This is a genomic window from Mesorhizobium sp. WSM4906, from assembly GCF_029674625.1.
In the GTDB taxonomy this organism is placed as follows: Bacteria; Pseudomonadota; Alphaproteobacteria; order Rhizobiales; family Rhizobiaceae; genus Mesorhizobium.
In genome coordinates, this window is record NZ_CP121355.1 from 6,431,144 (window position 1) to 6,449,295 (window position 18,152).

An 18,152-nucleotide genomic window follows, 5' to 3' on the forward strand; every position below is an offset into this window, starting at 1 on the left:
ATCGGTTCAGGCCGCGATGGAGCCCTGCAGTTGCTCGAGCACCGGCAAAAGGTCGGGCGGGTCGGGTCTGCGTGTGTAGTCCGGACTGACTTCTGCGTAGGCGATGACGCCGTCCTGTCTGACCACGAAGCGAGCCGGCATCGGCAAGGTCCATGAGGAGTCCTCGTTGATCAGCGGCAGATCGACGCCGAAGCTGCGATACAGCTCGATCAAGTCATCCGGCAGGCGAAACCGCAGGCCGAAAGCATCGGAGACCTTGCCGTCGGGGTCGCTCAGCATCGGAAAATCTATCTTCTTGTCGCGCTTGGCCTTGCGGCCGTTCGCCAGCGACTGCGGCGAGACGGAAACCAGTTGGGCGCCTGTAGCCTGGATTGCGGGCCAAGCTTCCTGCAAGGCGCCAAGCTCGATGTTGCAATAGGGGCACCAGACGCCGCGATAGAAACTGAGCACCAACGGGCCGCGAGCAAGCAGATCTTCGGATGCGACAGACCCGCCGTCAGCCTCCGACAACGTGAACGCCGGGGCAACGGCGCCTGCCTTCAAGGCCTGGGCGGCCTGACCCGATGCTATGAGTTCGGCGGTCGCGCGGTGCATGATCTCGACCGCTTGCCTTGGGGCCTTGCCTTCAAAGTCGGCTTTGAAGGCGTCGAGCTTTTCCTGAAGAGACATGAGACAACACTCCAAATCTTGACCGCATTGTTTGCGGCGGAATGTCCTCGCCTATTTCCAAAAGGAGGGGTAGCTTGCCAGAGAGCATAGCAATCATCCGGAAAACGAATGGCCGACAGGCTTCAGGAACTTGAGGTTTTCGTGCGGGTGGCCGAGCGGGGAAACCTTTCCCAGGTCGCCCGCGAGATCGGTCTTTCGCAGCCGTCCGTGTCGCGGATATTGAACGATCTGGAGGCGCGCATCGGCGCCCGTCTTCTCATCCGCACCAGTCGCAAGGTCGGGCTGACTGAAGCGGGGCAAGTCTATCTCGACCAGATCCGACCGCTGCTGGCAGATCTCGGGGCGGCGGCCGACACCGCCGCAGGCAATGAGGAACTGCGCGGGGTTCTGCGCGTCGAGCTGTCGGTTACATTCGCAGTGCGCGCGCTCATTCCTCGTCTGCCCAGCCTTCTCGCCGAGCATCCCAATCTCTCTGTCGAGTTGATGATGGACGATCGCCGGCGCAACCTTGCCGAAGAGGGCGCCGATGTCGCGATCCGGCTTGGCCTGCTCGACAATTCCAGCATGTTGGCGCGCAAGGTCGGGCAGACGCCACGGCTGCTCGTTGCCGCGCCGGACTACATTGCTCGGCACGGCGAGCCCAGCAGCCCTGCCGATCTGGCGCAGCACCAGGTGATCTTCGGGCCTTCCGACAGTTCCGGTGCGACGTTTCAGGAACTGATCGACCCGCGGGTCAGCTTTGTCCTGCCCGAAAGCCCCCGTATCAGAGTCTCGAGTTCGGCCGGCGTCACGGCATGCGTTGTGGCAGGACTTGGGGTGGCATTCGGTTCGGGATGGATGTTCAACGCAGAACTGCAGGACGGCCGCCTGTGTCGCCTGCTGCCGGATTTTGCACTGCCGATCATACCCATCCACGCCCTTTTCCCAGCCGGGCGCCAGCCGAGCAAGCGGGCCAGAGGATTCGCCGATTGGTTGAGCAAGTCACTCGCTTCCTGACAATAAGTCGGTGATGCCGTTCGTCGGAATCCCATATCGCAAAAGAAGCACTTCGGCCGCAGCGCCGGCCGCTTTGCTCAATGAGATCAATTGGGTTAGTCTTCCAATATGCGCCATCGCTGATAGACCATTTCGCTGAGGGGGCGAAAGTTTCATGGAGATGCAGCAGGTCCGCTACTTTCTGGCCCTGTCCAGTACGTTGAACTTCACCAGAGCGGCCGAGGAGTGCAACGTCACCCAGCCCGCGCTGACGCGAGCCATCAAGACGCTCGAAGAGGAATTGGGCGGAGAACTGCTTCGGCGCGAGCGCCAACACTCGCACCTGACGGAACTCGGGCGGCGCATGCTGCCCCTTTTGCAGCAATGTTATGATGCGGCGACGTCCGCCAAATCGCTTGCCAAGGCAGTGCAAAGCAGCGATGTCGCGCCGCTCAACGTGACGATTTCCAACAGCATCAATATCGCCCTGCTGGTCTCGCCCTTCACCGAACTTTTCCGGGCTTATCCCGGCGTGCATCTCAAGATCCACCGCGGCTCGCCAGTTGCCGTCATAGAGGCGCTCAAGGGCGGCGAAGTGGAACTCGCCGTTGCCGGCCCCCTGGGTCAGGCTTGGGATCGCCTCGACGCATGGCCACTTTTCCAGGAAGGAATCGAACTCGCCGTGAATTCCGACCATCCGCTGGCCCGCCGCAACGAGGCCGACGTCGCGTTGGCTCAGCTTGCCGCGGAACCCGTGCTCAGCCGGATCGATTGGGAGACAAGCGAGGAATTGTCGCGCCGTCTCTCCGAGAAAGGCCTCACCCCTCGAACCGCGCACGAAGTCGAGACCGACCAGGACCTTCTCGCGCTGCTCGAGGCCAATGCCGGGGTTGGATTCGTCTCCCTGACCGCCCCTCGCTCGCCGAACACGCGCCGGCTAAAACTTCGCGATCTCGATGTTTCGCGGATCGTCTCCGTTTACGCGGTTGCCGGCAGGCATAGATCTGCGGTCGCTACGACCTTGCTCAACCTGCTGAGGTCGGCGGACTGGTCGCCCTTCGGGGTCAGCGAGCCCGCCTGAGCGCCGTGATCAGATCGTCAATGTCCATGCGTCGGCGGTAATCGGGATCGACAAAGCGATCCGTGATGACGCCGTTCGTCCCGACGATGAAGGTCGCAGGAATCGGCAGGAACCAGCTGGAGTTGCCCTGGTAGCTTGGGAGGTCGTAGGCAACGCCCATCAACCGCTCCATCTCGGCCCCGATCCAAATCGCCAGGTTGAGAGACAGAGCGTAGCCATTGTCCATATCGGTCAGGAAGGGGAAGCTTGCGCCAACCGCTGCCTTCATCGCCCTGGCGAATTTGCCTCGCTCGGGCATGATCGCCACGATTTGCCCGCCCAACGCCACGATCTCCTGCTGAACTTCGACGATGCCGATCGCGTTCAAACGGCAGTAAGGGCACCAATGCCCGCGCTGGAAGGTGACCACAGCGGGCCCTTGGAGCAGGATGTCGGCCAGCCCAACCAGCCTGCCCTCGTCATCCGGCAGAAGGAATGGCGGCATGACATCGCCGGGCTTTGGCGCCGCCGCTCCGGCACCCTGTTTCTCCAGGCGTTCCACCAGGCGGTCTACCGCATCGGCGAAATTCGCGTCGATCCGGCGGACCGCCGCGGCAATCACCGCCAGCCGCTCGTTGAGAGGCGCATCAAGTTCGACGGCTGCCTGGACGGCCTGTTCAAATGTCATGGGCTGGTCGTCGGCGGCCATTTCTGCGCTTTCATCGATCTGCCGCAGCCTATCATCGAAGCCCCCCGGCCACGGCCATGTTTTTCTTGCATGGTTTTGATGCCTTGCACGCATCAAAGCGGGCGAGGTTCGTATTCCGTTCGCCGCCAGACCTCAATTTGTTACAACATGTTCCTGATATCGGCTGAAAAAGTCGGAAAGCCGTAGACCATGTCGGCAAGCTGCGATGCCGTGATGGCATGTTTCATGGCAAGCGCGAAAATGTGGATCAGTTCCTCGCCGGCATGGCCTACCAGATGTGCCCCGACAATCCGATCTGTCGTCTCCTCGACGATGATCTTCGACCATGCAACCGCCTCCGCATAGGTCCTCGCGGAGAGCCATCCTTGCATGTCGTTCACATGGATCTTGACGTGAAGGCCCCGTTCCCTCGCCTTGGCCTCGGTCAGTCCAACGCCTGCCACAGCCGGAATGCTGTAAAGCGAGGCTGGGATATGGCTGTAGTCGGGTCGATGCTTCGGTCCGTCGACGATGTTGCGGCCGACGATCCCGCCTTCATAGGTCGCTATCGGCGAAAGCTGGGGGGAGTTCCATACCGCGTCGCCGCAGACGTAGACGTCGGGATTGGAGCGCGAGCGCAGGTGATCGTCGATTTCTATACGGCCTTCTCTGTGCACGACGACACCGGCGCCAAGATCTAGGCCCTCGACATCGGCCACCCGCCCTGCGCAGTTGACGACCCGATCCGCTTCCACCACCGATTCGACGCCGTCCTTCGCGAAGCTTACCCGCAGCCGTCCGCCGGCCTCTTCGACTTTCCTGACCCAAGCTTTGGTGTGGATGCCGATACCGAGCCGCTCGCTCTCGCCGCGGAGCTGGGCAACGGCATCAGCGTCGAAGCCCCCGAGAAGTTGCGGCAGGGCCTCGAGGATCGTCACGTCGACGCCGGCGCGCGCATAGACATGCCCCAGCTCGAAAGCGATGACGCCGCCGCCGATGAACACCACCGCGCGCGGCAGCACAGGATCGCTCAGCACATCGTCGGACGTCGTCAGATGCTCGGCGCCCGGGATCGGCAGCGGACGCGGCTTGGAGCCGGTGGCGATGACGATGTTCCTGGCCTCGAACTCACGGCCATCGACGCGGATCGCGTTGCTGCCGACGAATGCAGCCTCGCCGTAGATGACATCGACGCCTCGCTTGGCCATCAATCCGGACAGTCGGGATGGGATATCCCTGATGATCTCCTTTTCCCGTTCGATCAAGGCTCGCCAATCGAGCCGCGGCTTATCGGCCGTGATTTGCATGACTGCCGGCCCTGTCGATCTCGTCGAGCGCATGAGCCGCGGCGACCAGAACCTTTTTCGGCGTGCAGCCGCGATTGGGGCAGGTGCCGCCGAGGTCGCGCGCCTCGACCATAGCGACGGAAAGTCCGGCGGCGCGCGTCGCGACCGTGACGCCCATTCCGGCGTTGCCACCGCCCAGGATGACGACGTCATACTTTTCCATCGCACCGCCTCCGCGCCAAGCGCGTCCGGTCGAAACGGATTCGATCGACGCGCTTCAAGTCTTGGTTTTGATGCATGTCGTTCTCCCAAAAACCGCTTTGCACTTTTGGGCGACATGCGTTCTTTGGTTTGATGCATGTCGTTCTCCCAAAAACCGCTGCGCACTTTGGGCGACATGCGTTCCTTGTCTTGATGCATGTCGTTATCCCAAAACCGCTGTGCACTTTTGGGCGACATGCATCAGTGAAGCTTGATCCGCGGCCTGGCGCGCCTGACGATCATCTCGCCGATCGACGCCAGAGTTGTCTTCGCCAGGCCATGCACCGTCTTGAGATGCATCTTGTGCAGCGAGCGATAGGCAAGCCTCGCAACGAGACCTTCGATCTTCAGTCCTCCGATCAGGCTGCCGAACGCACCGTAGTCGGCGAGCGATACGAGGGAACCATAGTCGCGGTAGCGATACGCCGGCGCCGCCTGCCCCGCGAGACGTGCCGCAACCACCTTCGCCATGTGTTCTGCCTGCTGATGGGCTGTCTGGGCGCGCGGCGGCAAGGCGCTGTCTTCGCCCGGCAGGACGCAGTTCGCGCAGTCGCCAATCGCGAACACATTCTCGTCTCCGACGGCGCGCAAGGTTTCGTCCACGATCAGGCGGTTGATGCGATCTGTCTCGAGGCCATCGAGACCTTTGAGGAAATCCGGCGCCTTGATCCCGGCGGCCCAGACCACGAGTTCGGCCGGCAGGAACAGCTTTTCGCCAAGCCGGATGCCGTCTTCCGTGACTTCGGTGACCTTGATGCCGCACCGGATCTGCACACCCAGCTTGATGAGCAGGCGCGCCGAAGCGTGGGCCATGTGCTCCGGAAGGGCGGGCAGAATGCGCGGTCCGGCCTCGACGAGGGTGATGCGGATCAGCCTCTCGAAATCGATGTTGTCGAGATTGTGCGAGGCAATTTCGCGCATCGATCTATGCAATTCCGCGGCCAGCTCGACACCGGTGGCTCCCGCGCCGACGATGACGCAATGGAGCTGGCCAGGCGACAGCTGCTCATATTGCGCGTTGGCGCGCAGGCACGCGTCTATCATGCGCCTGTTGAAACGAGCGGCCTGCTCCGCCGTGTCGAGCGAGATGGCGTGACGAGCCGCACCTGGCGTGCCGAAATCGTTGCTGACGCTGCCGACGGCCATGACCAACGTGTCGTAGCCAAGAACGCGCGGCGGGATGACCTGCCTGCCGTCATCATCGAAGCTGGGCGCGACGAAGATCTGGCGCTTTGCACGGTCGACGCCGACGACCTCGCCGATACGGTATCGATAGTGGTTGCGACTGGCGTGAGCGATGTATTCGACGGCGTCATGCGACGTGCTCAAGGCGCCCGATGCCACCTCGTGCAGGAGCGGCTTCCAGATATGGGTGCGGCTGCGGTCGACCAGCGTGACCGAAAGCCGCCTTTGACCGAACTTGCGACCAAGGCGGGTCGCCAGTTCCAGCCCTCCGGCGCCGCCGCCGACGATGACCACGCGATGCAGCGATCTGTCCCGATGCGAGGGTGTCTCGGGGATCGTGCGGAAAAGCGCTGCGTCATTGGCAAGCACCGCTTCCGGAATTAGCCGCATGCCCGGAGTTATGATCTGCATCGGAATTCTCCGTTCCTTCTCGGGCAGTGTTCATTCTTGGGATTCGTGGATGACGATGCCTTGCAGCATGTCGACTTCGCATTCCCACGGCTTCTGCGAGAGGACGCGCTGCCCATGCTCGTATCCCGCCTGCCAACGGGTGCGGATCCCAGCGCGCGTGAAGTCGATGTCCTTGGTGTGATCCTCGCCGTCGAGGCGTGGGGATAGCAGCCGAACGAGGTGCATGACCGACGGGCAACCATAGGAGGCGAGTTCCTTGAACATCGGATCCTCGCGTCGCTCCTCCGGGACGAGTTTGCCCATTTCGCGCACGACGTGCCTGAGCCGATGCAGTTGCTCCTGGCGGGCGACGTGGCTTCTGCCACGGCTGGCGTATTGGAGATCTTTCTGCCGCCCCATGACTTGCCATATCGATTTTGGCTCGGAGCCCCGCGGCTGCCACATGTTGACCGCGAAGATCAGCGCATCGCGACGCGGTCGCGCGTCGAGCACGACCTCTATCGGGGTATTGGAATAGACCCCGCCGTCCCAATAGGGCTCGCCGTCGATGCAAACCGCCGGAAAGGCCGGCGGCAAGGCGCCCGATGCCATGATGTGGGCCGCCGACAGCGGCATCTGACTGCTGTCGAAGTATCTGAGTTCGCTGGTGTTGACGTTGACGGCGCCGACTGTCAATCGCGTATGGCGCCGGTTGAGATAGTCGAAGTCGACCAGGTCGCCGAGTGTCCTCTTCAGAGGATCCGTGGAGTAATAGGAGGCGTTCTCAACGCCCACTTCCCGGTTGATCCCGAACAGCGCGCTCGGGTTGGGTTCGAAGAAGCCCGGTATCCCTCGCATCAGCGTGGTCGTATTGGCGAAGATGTTGCTCGGGACCATCATCCGAAAGAACTCGTCGATTGGGCTGCTCCGGCTGACGCCTTCCCAGAATTCCCGCAGCCTGGGGAGTCGATCTTGCGGTTCGTTCCCGGCAATCAGCGCGGCATTGATGGCGCCGATCGACGTGCCGATGACCCAATCCGGTTCGATGCCGCCTTCGACGAGCGCCTGGTAGACGCCGGCCTGATAGGCACCAAGCGCACCGCCGCCTTGAAGGACAAGCACGGTCTGGCGTTTGGCCTCGCCTTGGCTTGTGACCTCGACTGCCGGCTCGGAAACGGGCTGGTTTCGCGTGAACTTGTTCATGGCTTTCGCTCCTCGTGCCGGTCTAATGAGCTGTCCAGCCGCCTTCGATCGGCATGATGGCGCCGGTGATCGAGGCCGCGTCGTCCGACGCCAGGAAAAGGCAGAGCGCTGCGACCTGCTCCACCGTCACGAACTGCTTGGTCGGCTGCGCAGCCAACAGAACATCCTTGATCACCTGCTCTTCGCTGATCCCGCGGGCCCTGGCCGTATCCGGGATCTGCTTTTCGACCAGCGGCGTGAGCACGTAGCCGGGACAGACGGCATTGACCGTTATGCCCTGTTCGGCAACCTCGAGCGCGACCGTCTTGGTCAGGCCGGCCATGCCGTGCTTGGCGGCGACATAGGCGGATTTGTATGGCGAGGCGACAAGGGCGTGGGCGGACGCGACATTGATGATGCGGCCCCATTTGCGCGCCTTCATCGCCTGCAGAGCACGGCGGATCGTGTAGAAGGACGAAATGAGGTCGATCGCCACGACCGCTTCCCACTTCTCGATCGGGAAATCATCGATCGGCGCCACGTGCTGAATGCCGGCGTTGTTGACCAGGATGTCGACCGCGCCGAATTCGGCGATGGCCTTGTCCATCATCGCGGTAATCGCCGCGCCTTTGCTCATGTCGGCATTGTCGTAGCGCACGGTCACCCCGTGGTCGGCGGCGAGCCTCGACCGAAGCAGCTCGATCTCGGCGGCATCGCCGAAACCGTTCAGAATGACGTTGCAGCCCTTGGCCGCGAAGGCCTCGGCGATGCCTTGCCCGATGCCGCTGGTCGAACCTGTGATGAGAGCCGTCTTTCCTGTGAGCATCATCGTTTCCTTCTGTCGAAGCCGTGGCCGCAGTGAGCTGCCACCGGTTGCGAACGACGGACGGCAAGCCCACCGTTCGTGGTTCTCGCGATCAGTATGGCGAGCCTCCCGAAGCTGCGGAAATGCCGTTGAGACATGGATTCGATAGCTGGCGGTGTGATCGGCGTGGCCACGAGGCAGCTCCGCAAGCTGGGTTGTTTGACCTTGGGGCAGCTAGTAAGATCGCCCGGCAACGCGGGCCGTGCGGCAAGCACGTTCCAGGGGAAGCGTGCAGTGGAAATCAGCCAGGTCAGATATTTCTTGGCCGTCGCCAAGGAGCTGAATTTCACCAGGGCGGCCGAGCAGTGCAACGTCACGCAGCCGGCGCTTTCGCGCGCCATCAAGCTGCTGGAGGATGAATTCGGCGGGGCGCTTTTCCACCGCGAGCGCCGCTTCACCCATCTCACCGAGCTCGGCCGCATGGTGGAGACGTATCTCGAGGGCGTGTTCGAGAACTCCCGCCAGGCAAAGCAGATTGCCGAGCAGTATGTGAACCTGAAAAGGATGCCGCTCAGGCTTGGCATCATGAGCACGATCGCTCCGGACGAAATCATCGAACTGATCGCGGCTGTTCGTGGCCATCACCCCGGCGTGGAACTCCACCTTTGCGATTCAGACGCCGCGAGCCTCCGGCGAAGGCTGCTCGAAGGCGATCTCGAGGCCGCCATCTACGCATTGCCTTCGGACGTTCCCGACGAGGAAGTGCACGCGCTGCCGCTGTTTCGCGAGCAGATGGTGATGGCGGTCCATCTGGCTCATCGTCTGGCCAATCAGCGGGTCGTGCGGGTGAAGGACATGAGCAATGAAAGCTACATTCACCGCAACAACTGCGAATTTGCCGGCTACGCTGATGCCATCCTTGCCCAGCAGGGCGTCACGGTCAGCCCCGTCTATTGGAGCGACCGCGACGACTGGACACTCGCCATGATCGCGGCCGGACTCGGTTTCGGGTTCATGCCCGAGCACACCGCCAAGCACCCGGGCGTAGCGGCATTGCCGATCACCGAGCCGGAATTCTGGCGCGACGTCAATCTCGTCACGGTGCGCGGCCGCAGGCATTCGCCGGCGGTCGGCGCGCTGGTCCGCGAAGCCACCCAGAAGAAATGGTTCGGCGAGCGGGCAAAGGCATTATCCGCCGCCGAGTGACTTCGCCGCGCGATACAGGCAGCCTCGCAGGGTTCGAAGGACTTCCAGCGCGTCGCGCCGATCAGTTTTTCCTGATCGACGAGGTCACGGACTGAATGACCTCGGTCGCCATTTTGAACTGCGCACTGCGGTCGGTGATGCCGTGCCGTTTAGCAATCCAATCGAAATCGCTGTAGGCGGCGTAAACCGCGCCGTTTCCGGTCTGGTAGACCAGCACGCGCACCGGCCAGTCCAGGCCGGCCTCGGGATTCGAGGTGATGAAAGTCGTGCCGAGCGCCGGATTGCCGAACATCACGAGCCGCGACGGCTTGACGTCGTTGCCGGCTTTGTTGCCGAGCTTTGCCTGGTCGATCACGCCGAAGAACATGAGGCCCTTCTTGAGGACGTCCTTCTTGATGCGGGCGACGGTCTCGGCGACGGAATAGTCGCTCTTCACCGTGACGACGCCGTCCGAGGCGGCCGCCGGGAGGACGACCGCCATCAGCATGGCGGCACCGGTGATCAGGGTTTTCAGGTAGGTAGTCATCTCAGTCTCCGTTGGGGTCAGTGGTTGGCTAGTTCATTGAGATTCTTTGCGCGATCTCGCCAGAGCGGATGGCCTCACGGCCGATCGCTTTCCGATCGTCATGTTGTTGGTGTCTTCAGTGCCCGCGCGACCGCAATCGCGGCCACAAGGACTGCCGCCAGCGCGGCCACGCAGGCCGTCCAGCCAATCCGGTCATAGATCTGTCCGATGACGAAGCTGCCGGCGAGCCCTCCCGCATAGTAGGACGCGAGATAGATCCCGCTTGCCGCGGCGCGGTCGCGCGATGCCGTTCGGCTGACATGTCCGGTGGCGATCGCCTGCGCCAGGAAGGTGCCGATGGCGACCAGCGCCATCCCGGCAAGGACAATGGGAAGTTTGGGTGTGAGCAGCAGAAGCAGGCCGGCAATCGCCAGCCCAAGCGTTGCGCCAACCCCTACCCTCGGACCGAGACCCGAGGCCACACGCCCGGCGAGCGGAGTGGTCAGCATCGACGGCAGGAAGACGAAATAGACCGCGCCCAGCGCCATCGGAGTCAGCGACAAAGGCGCCGCAACCAACTGGAAGTTCACATAGGTGAAAGTTCCGATGAAGACGAACAGAATGAGGAAACCGATACCGAAGCAGGCGCGCAGCTCGGCGTTTGCCAAAAGGCCTTTCCAGGCACTGCGTGAATGGCCGCCGTCGACGCTCGCGCGCATCATTCGGGAAGTCTTTTGCAGCGTCGCCCAAACAAGCGCCGCGCCGATCAGGTTGAGGGCGGCGAATGTGAGGAAATTCGTGGAGATGCCGAACGTGTCGGCGACAGCGGCGGACATAAGCCGCCCAAAGAAGTTGCTCGCGACATTGCCGGTCACATAGGCGGCGAGCGCGCCTGTTGCCTGCCGCGACGAGAAATGCTCGGCGAGATAGGCCATCGTCAGCGTGAAGGCGGTCGACATGCACAGGCCTTGCGCCACGCGCAGCAGGGCGAAGACGACGACGCTGTCGGTCTGCGACAACAGCGTCGTCGGGACAGCCAGTGCCACGAGGCTCATCCAGATGCCGTTGCGGCGATCGAGCCCTTGCCCGAAAAGCGCGACTGCGATGCCGGCGAGCGCCATGCCGAACGTGCTGGCGTTGACGGCAAATCCCATGGTGGCGCGGCTGACGCCGAACCTGACCACCAGCGAAGGCAGAATGGCCTGGGTGGCGAAGAGATCGACAAGCGTCAAAAATGCGATCATCGCAATGATGCCGAAACGCCAGCCGTCTGCGGCTGCCATGCGCAGCGCTGTCGGTTCGGTGTGTTCGGTTGTCGTCATGGCAGCACTCCGTTTCGCCACGTCCCCAGGCGATCGCCCGAGGACGCGCTTTCGATTGCGGTCGGGAAGAGTTCGCCCAAGGCGGGGATCACATCATGTGATCGTTGTGCATCGCAGGCGGCAGGATGTCGGCGGAATAGAGCACGGCCGGAACCTTGCCGTTGTTCTTCCACCAGTGGGCGAGCTGACCGAACTCGGCGGTCACGTCGCCGGCCGCATGCTCGATGCCGACCTTGCAGGTGCTGGCGTACTCAGTGATCGAGCCTTCGACGACGATGATGTTGGCGGGACGAACCGTGTGCTCATGCCACGGCACGACGCCGCCCGGCTGAACGACGAGCTTGCGCAGACGCAACATGTTGCCCTTCCAGGCTTCGCCGTTCGAGCTGAGATCGATTGCGGAAAGGACCGTATCGGTCACGCCGACCGGCTTGCTGGGATGGTCCTGGATGTCGGCCGTAGCGGCCTGACCGGCGGGGCAGTCGCCGGCGGAAGCCGGGGCTGCGGAAAACGCAGCGGTCGCGGTAAGAAGCCCGAGTGTCAGCGCCAGCTTCAGCGGCGCCTGCAATGCAATAGTCCTGGAAGCCATGTCTATTTCTCCTTTTTCGGTGCCCAATCGCGGGAGGCGGGGCATGGCAAGGAGAGTGACTGGAGCCTCGGAGAAAGAGAAATGCTGACTGGCTCTTAAATCGATACCTGAAAACTATAGCGGGTGACCGCACCAACGCGATCATCTCCGCAACGAAGTCAGTCGCGGATTTGGACTTTCACTTCGATCTGCTAAAGCGCGTCGCGATCCTTCGGATTCGCTCCCCGCTTTAGGCTTTTGATTTTGCGCATGCTTTGTCCCGAAACCGGTTCCCACTTTCGGGAGACATGCTTTACGCAGCGGTCTTCCTGACCGACAGGTCGATGCCGCTTTCCGGCCAGCTGTGCGCCTTGACGCTGTTCACGAAAGTCGACGTCGCCGGCGAGAACCGGCGCCCCGCCACGACGACCAGCGAGACCTCCCGCCAGACTTCAGGATCGATGACGGGCCTGATTTGCAGACCTGGGATAACGGCGCTGAACTCCGGGATGAAACAAATCCCGAGCCCGCCGGAAACCATGTTCTGGATCCAGTCCTCGCGTTCGCTGGCGTAGGAAATCCTGAGCTTCACGCCACGCTCATTGCAGAGGCCGGCAAGGTAGTCCCGATACTCGCAGTTCAGGCGTCTCAGATAGTTCTCGCCGTCGAGCTCGGAGATGGCGACATTGTCGTTGCGGGCCAGCCGATGGCCGTTGGGGAAGGCCAGAACGAACCGCTCCCGATAGAGCGGAGTGACGTCGAAGCGTTCCGGAAAACTGTTGCTGGACGCCATGATGGCAACATCGATTTCACCCGCTTCCAGCAATTGCGACAAAGAGGCTGGCACGCCTTCCACCAGTTGCAACTGAATGCCCTGCTGGCGCCTGTTGAAGTCCGCCAGCAGACCGGTGAACCGACGCGGGCCAATGGTGCACATGACCCCGACCTTCAGATTTGCGTTTTCCAGGCACAGGAACCTCGATGCCTCCTGCCGAACGCCGGTCACCTCGTCGAGTATCTGCTGAAACCGTGGCCGAAGAAGCGCACCCAGATCCGTCAGATGTGTCAAGTTTCTTTCGCGGCGAAACAGCAAGCCGCCGACTTCATCCTCCAGCTGTTGGATTGCGCGAGACAGCGCCGGCTGGGTGACGTTGCACTTCTCGCCGGCGCGCGTGAAGTTTCGTGTCTCGCACACGGCCAGGAAGTAGCGGATGTGATGAATGTCCATGCGGGTCGTCCCTCAACTGCATCGGTGCATCTGCTGGCTCGAACCCTGCCGCAATGCATTCCATCACGCCAATGCAGGGGGGCTATAAAGTCGATAGCGTTTCGTCATGACAGATGGCGGAACAAGAGACCCGCCATCGAAGCGTCCGATAATGGTCACCGTCCGGGAGTATCAGCTGTGGTGGCCGAGGGCGAAGAGCTGGGCGCAGAACTGGGCGTGCGGTTTGCTCATGGCGGCGTCGTTGCATTCCTTCATCATCGCGTCCTGGGTGGTCTTCGGCGTGGCTTTCCACGCGACCTCGAAATCGGCACTCGACTTCATCGTCTGCATGCCGGAATCGGTGAAGAAGGGCTGCATGTTGGACGGCTCGTCGAGCGCGCCGGCGAACGCGACGCCGCCGAGCATGGAAAGTGCAAATGCGCCGATGCAGATAGCTTTGATATTCATGGTTGGATCCTTCTTAGGAGTTGTGCAATCGCCCCTTTGACGACCGCGCTGATGACCGGCAGCATTTTTGAACTCTATTGTTCCCGCTTGCCGAGATGGACTTTGCTTGACCCGGCGCTCAACTCGCCAATGCCATCTGAGAATGGAGTTTATGCCGGGTCTGCATTCCGAGGGTGCTCGGCGAGCACCGCTAATTGGCTCCGCCCAAAGCAAGCACATTGGCGCAAAACCGGGCGTGGGGCTTGCTCATCGCCGGGTCGTTGCACGCCTTCGTCATCTTGACGCGGTCGTGCTTCGGCATGGCGAACCAGGCCTTCTTGAACCCAGTCATAGGTTTCATCGTCTTCATCGCGGCGTCCGTGTAGAACGTCGGCAATGCGGCAAGATCGCTGAAGGGGTCGGCGGACGCCGGATTTGCGCCAAGACTCATGGCAAGCGCCGCCATGCAGGTGAGTTTTGCTCTCATCATTTGTCCTCCGGTTCCAGGCCGCGGCTCCAGCAACGGCGCCAAAGCAACGTTCATCGTCTGGCCTGATCGGAGGAAGAGTGCGGCGCGCGAGGACCGGCAGCCAATGCAATCTGCCTATGGACTTCATGCCACCTTGGCATTTCGGCTGAACAAGAAGATGCGGCAGTCTCTCTCCAGTCGCCTTGTCGACGATCTTGGGATGGAGACCAAACGATGCTTACCCAGCCCGCAATGAGAACAGACCAGGCCATCGCGTCAGTCGCGGATCTTGGTGTGGAAAACCGGACGATCGACATCGTGCTGGCAAACGATGCACATGGCGCTTTCGTCTGGGGCGTGCTCGATCGCCTGCTGGACGAGCCGAGCTGCAGCGTCAGCGGCGTCACCGCGTCGGGCTTTGCAGCGATGGAGGCGGCGGTCTTTGCCTATGGCTTGAGCGTCGGCGGCAGGCGCGGCGCGCGGACGGCACTCGCCAATTTCTGGCGGCGCGTCAGCCACGCCTCGATTTTCGCCGACGGCAGAGCCAGCCTGCTTCGATCCGTCCTGGAACAGTCAATCGACCTCGAGCAAATCCGTGACGAAGACTGCCCGGTGAAACTTGGCGTCATGGTCGTCAACGCGCGCACGGATGCGATGAAGGTATTCACAAGCGACCAGTTGTCCATCGATGCGATCGTGGCGGCGGCTACGATCCCCTTCCTCTCGCTGCCTGTCGAGATCGACGGCGACATTTATTGGGGTGACGGCGACGTTTTGCAGTCGCCACCTGTCCTATCACCTGAAGCTCGCCATCGCCTGGTTGTCACCGGCAGACCGTCCGTGTTCACCACACCGTGTCCGGACCGCAGCCTCGCAGCCAGTCATTGCGTGACCAAATGTGCGCCGGTTCACACCATATTCGACAGTCGATACCGTGCCGGAGCTCCGCTGCTCCTGCGGCCGTGGATCGACTGGGGCGAACTGACCGACATGCGCGACAGGGGGCGGCAGCGTGCAGCAGACTGGCTTGCCGACGATCCCCTCCGCACCGATGCAACCTCGGCCGCAGGCTGCGAAAGACGATACGTCTAGGCGCCTCGCTCCCGCCTAGCCGCGCCTGCTTCGCATACTCCCGAATGCAGGCGCCAAGCCCTCCGGTGTCTCCCGCCGGAGGGCTTTTTCGCGTCGCCTCCCGGGACATAGTGACTGCGTATCAATTCCATGCCGAGACAGCATTTCAGCTCGGCATCGCGATCGGAGAGACTGATTTTGCAGACAGGCCCGAAGGCCGGTCTTTCCCTCGAAACGCCAACCAGGAGACAAGCCTGTGATCAACACCAAGACCCTCATCGGATCGGCCCTCGCGGCCGCCACTTCGCTTGCCGCGACGGCGGCCTATAGCGGCCCCGCCGCCAAGCCCAGCTTCGCCTTCGAGAAGTGCTACGGCGTCGTCAAGGCGGGCCAGAACGACTGCCAGACCGCGACGCATTCCTGCGCCGGCACCGCGACCGCCGACAACCAGCCGGATTCCTGGCTCTACGTGCCCGCCGGCAGCTGCGCCAAGATCGCGGGCGGCAGCGACAAACCGAAAGCCTGAACGATCCAGACTTCTTGCCAACCCTCCAGAATGGAGCAGACCGATGTCCCGTGCGTTTCAGCCCCTCGCGATCCCCGCATCGGCGGGCATCGGTCTTCGCTCCCCCCACATCAACGAAATGCTGACGCGGCGGCCCTCGGCCGGCTGGCTGGAGGTTCATGCCGAGAACTACATGGGGGACGGCGCGGGCGTCGAGGCGCTGGAGCGGCTGCGCCAGACCTATCCGCTCTCGGTGCATGGCGTCGGCCTGTCGCTGGGCAGCGCGCGAGGCTTGGACCGCGATCATCTGGAGCGACTGCGCAGGGTCTGTGAGCGCTTCCAGCCCGATCTCGTTTCCGAGCATCTGGCCTGGAGCGTCGCCGACGGCGCCTATCTCAACGATCTGCTGCCTCTGCGCTACGACGAAGAAGCGCTGGAGATCGTCGCGCGCAATGTCGATGCCGTCCAGGAAACGTTGAAGCGGCAGGTGCTGATCGAAAATCTGTCTGCCTATGTCGCGTTTGCGGACTCCTCGATGAACGAGGCCGAGTTCCTGGCCGAGCTCGTTGAGTGGACCGGCTGCGGCCTGCTGCTGGACGTCAACAACGTCCATGTTTCGGCGCACAACCTGCAGTATGACGCCAAGGCCTTCATCGACGCGCTGCCTGAGCAGGCTATCGGTGAAATCCATCTCGCCGGCCATGCGACCAACCGGGTCGGGGCCGACACGGTGCTCATCGACGACCATGGCTCTCGCGTTCCACCGGTCGTTTGGGCTCTCTATGAGCACGCCATAGATCGGCTCGGGCCGCGCCCGACGTTGATCGAGTGGGACACCGACGTTCCGGTTCTCGATGTGCTGCTTGGCGAAGCCATGTGGGCCGACATGCTGACCGCTTCGATCATGTTCAATCGCAGGCAGGCAGCAAGACAGGCCGCGGCAGCCACGCCCCGACCGGTGTCCCCCACTCCCTTTGAAAACGTGACGACCAGCATGCCTGTTCTCGCGGCATTCGCTGCCGCCAAGGCCGGACCTGCCATGTCGAACGCCTTAACGCCGATAGAGGGAAGATACGATGTTGCCGCTTGAATATCTGCAGACCACCATGGCGCGCTCGGTGCTTGCCACCGAACCGATAATTTTCGCGAAAATGCTGACTGCCGGCAAGGCCGATCCACTGGCGCGCCTGCGCATCTACCAGAACAACACGCGCAGCTCGCTCACCGCGGTGCTGATGGCGGTGTTTCCTGTCACCGTTCGCCTGGTGGACGAACGGTTCTTCCGCTATGCGGCGAGCGAGTTCATTCGACGCCATCCGCCGGTTGAATCGCGCCTTGCGCGCTATGGCGCCGGCTTCCCGCGCTTCCTCAAGACGATCGACACGCTGTCCGACATGCCGATCGTCGCCGAAACGGCAAGGCTCGAATGGGCCATCGCCGAGGCGCTCGATACGGCTTCGCTGCCGGCCCGCAGCCTCGCAGAATACGACAACACCGACCTCGGGCTCTCGCCGGATATCCTGCTCCAACCCTCGCTGCGCCTGATCGTCTCGCACCGGTCGATCCTGTCGGTATGGATGGCGCATCAACAGGAGACGGCGGTCGACGAAACCATCACCTGGGTAAGGCGCCCCGAACGCGTGGCGTTGTGGCGATCGGGAAACTACGTGCGGCTTTTTCTGCTCGACCGCGCGAGCTTCGCCTTCTGGCATTCGCTGAAGCACGGTTTGGGCCTCGAGCATGCCACTGGCCGCGCCTTGGCCCTCGACCCGGCCTTCGACCTGGTTTCGGCCCTTGTGCGTCTGTTCCGCGACAGGCTCGTCACCGACGTGCGGGTCGCCTCGAATTCCCCCTCAAACTGACGGAGACGGTCATGACCGCAATATCGGAGCAATCCTCGTCCAACCCAGCCGGCTTTGTCGGCCTCTACAGGCGTATCATCAAGCTGCCCGAACACATTCCGTTCTCATTGGTTCAGCTCGCCGCGCGCGTGGCGGTGGCCCATGTCTTCTGGCAATCGGCGCAGAGCAAGCTGGCATCCTGGCCGGTGACGCTGCAGCTGTTCGCCAACGAATACAATCTGCCATTCATCGATCCGTCGATCGCGGCGCCATTGGCGACCGCCGCCGAACTCACGGGCTTGGTTCTGGTCTTCTTTGGGGCCTTCTCGCGTCTCGGCGCGCTGATGCTGATCGGCGTGGTCTCCGTCATCCAGATCTTCGTCTATCCAGAGAACTGGGCGGAGCATCTGCTGTGGGCGTCGCTGCTGCTTCTGGTGCTGGCACGCGGCGCCGGTGTCTTCTCGCTCGACTATGTCGCCGAGCGAGCCCTTTCGGCATCCAGAAAATGAA

General features: G+C 62.4%; 21 protein-coding genes. 8 read left to right on the top strand and 13 right to left on the bottom strand.

Going from position 1 to position 18,152, the window contains the following annotated elements:
• Positions 1-6: 6 nt before the first annotated feature.
• Positions 7-669 (bottom strand): peroxiredoxin-like family protein, encoded by a 663-nt coding sequence (locus QAZ22_RS31025; protein ID WP_278204712.1) that lies wholly within the window; start codon positions 667-669, stop codon positions 7-9.
• A 108-nt stretch (positions 670-777) separates the two neighbouring features.
• On the opposite strand from QAZ22_RS31025, the gene QAZ22_RS31030 reads away from it, so the two are divergent.
• Positions 778-1,665, top strand: a complete 888-nt coding sequence (locus tag QAZ22_RS31030; RefSeq protein ID WP_278204713.1) for a LysR family transcriptional regulator — start codon at positions 778-780, stop codon at positions 1,663-1,665.
• Positions 1,666-1,819: 154 nt separating this feature from the next.
• Positions 1,820-2,725: a LysR family transcriptional regulator gene (locus tag QAZ22_RS31035; protein WP_278204714.1), complete on the top strand. Its 906-nt coding sequence runs from the start codon at positions 1,820-1,822 to the stop codon at positions 2,723-2,725.
• On the opposite strand, the gene QAZ22_RS31040 is transcribed toward QAZ22_RS31035, so the two are convergent.
• The 6 genes from QAZ22_RS31040 to QAZ22_RS31065 form a co-directional block, all read right to left on the bottom strand.
• On the bottom strand, positions 2,709-3,413 hold the full coding sequence (locus QAZ22_RS31040) for a peroxiredoxin-like family protein (RefSeq protein ID WP_278204715.1): 705 nt from the start codon (positions 3,411-3,413) through the stop codon (positions 2,709-2,711). The two genes, QAZ22_RS31035 and QAZ22_RS31040, sit on opposite strands and share 17 nt — an antisense overlap.
• A 140-nt stretch (positions 3,414-3,553) precedes the next feature.
• Positions 3,554-4,600, bottom strand: coding sequence for an NAD(P)/FAD-dependent oxidoreductase (locus QAZ22_RS31045; protein WP_347566931.1), 1,047 nt, complete (start codon positions 4,598-4,600; stop codon positions 3,554-3,556).
• A 79-nt stretch (positions 4,601-4,679) separates the two neighbouring features.
• Positions 4,680-4,901 carry an FAD-dependent oxidoreductase gene (locus QAZ22_RS31050; RefSeq protein ID WP_278204717.1) on the bottom strand — a complete coding sequence of 74 codons (222 nt, stop codon included), beginning with the start codon at positions 4,899-4,901 and terminating at the stop codon, positions 4,680-4,682.
• 239 nt (positions 4,902-5,140) lie between these two features.
• Entirely contained in the window at positions 5,141-6,535 is a 1,395-nt protein-coding gene (locus tag QAZ22_RS31055) for an NAD(P)/FAD-dependent oxidoreductase (RefSeq protein WP_278204718.1), read from the bottom strand.
• Positions 6,536-6,565: 30 nt separating this feature from the next.
• A complete protein-coding gene (locus QAZ22_RS31060) occupies positions 6,566-7,717 on the bottom strand; it encodes a patatin-like phospholipase family protein (RefSeq protein WP_278204719.1) in 1,152 nt (383 codons plus the stop codon).
• 22 nt (positions 7,718-7,739) lie between these two features.
• Entirely contained in the window at positions 7,740-8,522 is a 783-nt protein-coding gene (locus tag QAZ22_RS31065; protein ID WP_278207998.1) for a 3-hydroxybutyrate dehydrogenase, read from the bottom strand.
• 273 nt (positions 8,523-8,795) lie between these two features.
• Here QAZ22_RS31065 and QAZ22_RS31070 point away from each other — a divergent pair, with 273 nt between their 5' ends.
• A complete protein-coding gene (locus tag QAZ22_RS31070) occupies positions 8,796-9,707 on the top strand; it encodes a LysR family transcriptional regulator (protein ID WP_278075414.1) in 912 nt (303 codons plus the stop codon).
• 61 nt (positions 9,708-9,768) lie between these two features.
• Here QAZ22_RS31070 and QAZ22_RS31075 read toward each other — a convergent pair whose 3' ends face one another.
• From QAZ22_RS31075 to QAZ22_RS31100, 6 genes are all read right to left on the bottom strand, one after another.
• Entirely contained in the window at positions 9,769-10,233 is a 465-nt protein-coding gene (locus tag QAZ22_RS31075; protein WP_278204720.1) for a DUF302 domain-containing protein, read from the bottom strand.
• A gap of 98 nt (positions 10,234-10,331) precedes the next feature.
• On the bottom strand, positions 10,332-11,534 hold the full coding sequence (locus QAZ22_RS31080) for an MFS transporter (RefSeq protein ID WP_278204721.1): 1,203 nt from the start codon (positions 11,532-11,534) through the stop codon (positions 10,332-10,334).
• Positions 11,535-11,622: 88 nt separating this feature from the next.
• A complete protein-coding gene (locus tag QAZ22_RS31085; protein ID WP_278204722.1) occupies positions 11,623-12,123 on the bottom strand; it encodes a cupin in 501 nt (166 codons plus the stop codon).
• 292 nt (positions 12,124-12,415) lie between these two features.
• The gene (locus tag QAZ22_RS31090) at positions 12,416-13,330 is read right to left on the bottom strand and encodes a LysR family transcriptional regulator (protein ID WP_041002773.1); all 915 of its coding nucleotides are present in this window, start codon (positions 13,328-13,330) and stop codon (positions 12,416-12,418) included.
• Between the two features lie 171 nt (positions 13,331-13,501).
• Positions 13,502-13,777 carry a hypothetical protein gene (locus tag QAZ22_RS31095; protein WP_278204723.1) on the bottom strand — a complete coding sequence of 92 codons (276 nt, stop codon included), beginning with the start codon at positions 13,775-13,777 and terminating at the stop codon, positions 13,502-13,504.
• Positions 13,778-13,967: 190 nt separating this feature from the next.
• A complete protein-coding gene (locus QAZ22_RS31100; protein ID WP_278204724.1) occupies positions 13,968-14,222 on the bottom strand; it encodes a hypothetical protein in 255 nt (84 codons plus the stop codon).
• A 237-nt stretch (positions 14,223-14,459) separates the two neighbouring features.
• On the opposite strand from QAZ22_RS31100, the gene QAZ22_RS31105 reads away from it, so the two are divergent.
• The 5 genes from QAZ22_RS31105 (at position 14,460) to QAZ22_RS31125 (ending at position 18,151) form a co-directional block, all read left to right on the top strand.
• Positions 14,460-15,317 (top strand): hypothetical protein, encoded by an 858-nt coding sequence (locus QAZ22_RS31105; protein ID WP_278204725.1) that lies wholly within the window; start codon positions 14,460-14,462, stop codon positions 15,315-15,317.
• A gap of 235 nt (positions 15,318-15,552) precedes the next feature.
• Positions 15,553-15,822, top strand: coding sequence for a DUF2282 domain-containing protein (locus QAZ22_RS31110; protein WP_278204726.1), 270 nt, complete (start codon positions 15,553-15,555; stop codon positions 15,820-15,822).
• Positions 15,823-15,865: 43 nt separating this feature from the next.
• On the top strand, positions 15,866-16,891 hold the full coding sequence (locus QAZ22_RS31115; RefSeq protein ID WP_278204727.1) for a DUF692 domain-containing protein: 1,026 nt from the start codon (positions 15,866-15,868) through the stop codon (positions 16,889-16,891).
• A complete protein-coding gene (locus QAZ22_RS31120; protein WP_278204728.1) occupies positions 16,878-17,663 on the top strand; it encodes a DNA-binding domain-containing protein in 786 nt (261 codons plus the stop codon). The genes QAZ22_RS31115 and QAZ22_RS31120 overlap by 14 nt, the downstream gene beginning before the upstream one ends.
• Before the next feature lie 11 nt (positions 17,664-17,674).
• Positions 17,675-18,151 carry a DoxX family protein gene (locus tag QAZ22_RS31125; RefSeq protein ID WP_278204729.1) on the top strand — a complete coding sequence of 159 codons (477 nt, stop codon included), beginning with the start codon at positions 17,675-17,677 and terminating at the stop codon, positions 18,149-18,151.
• The last annotated feature ends 1 nt before the right edge of the window (position 18,152 follow it).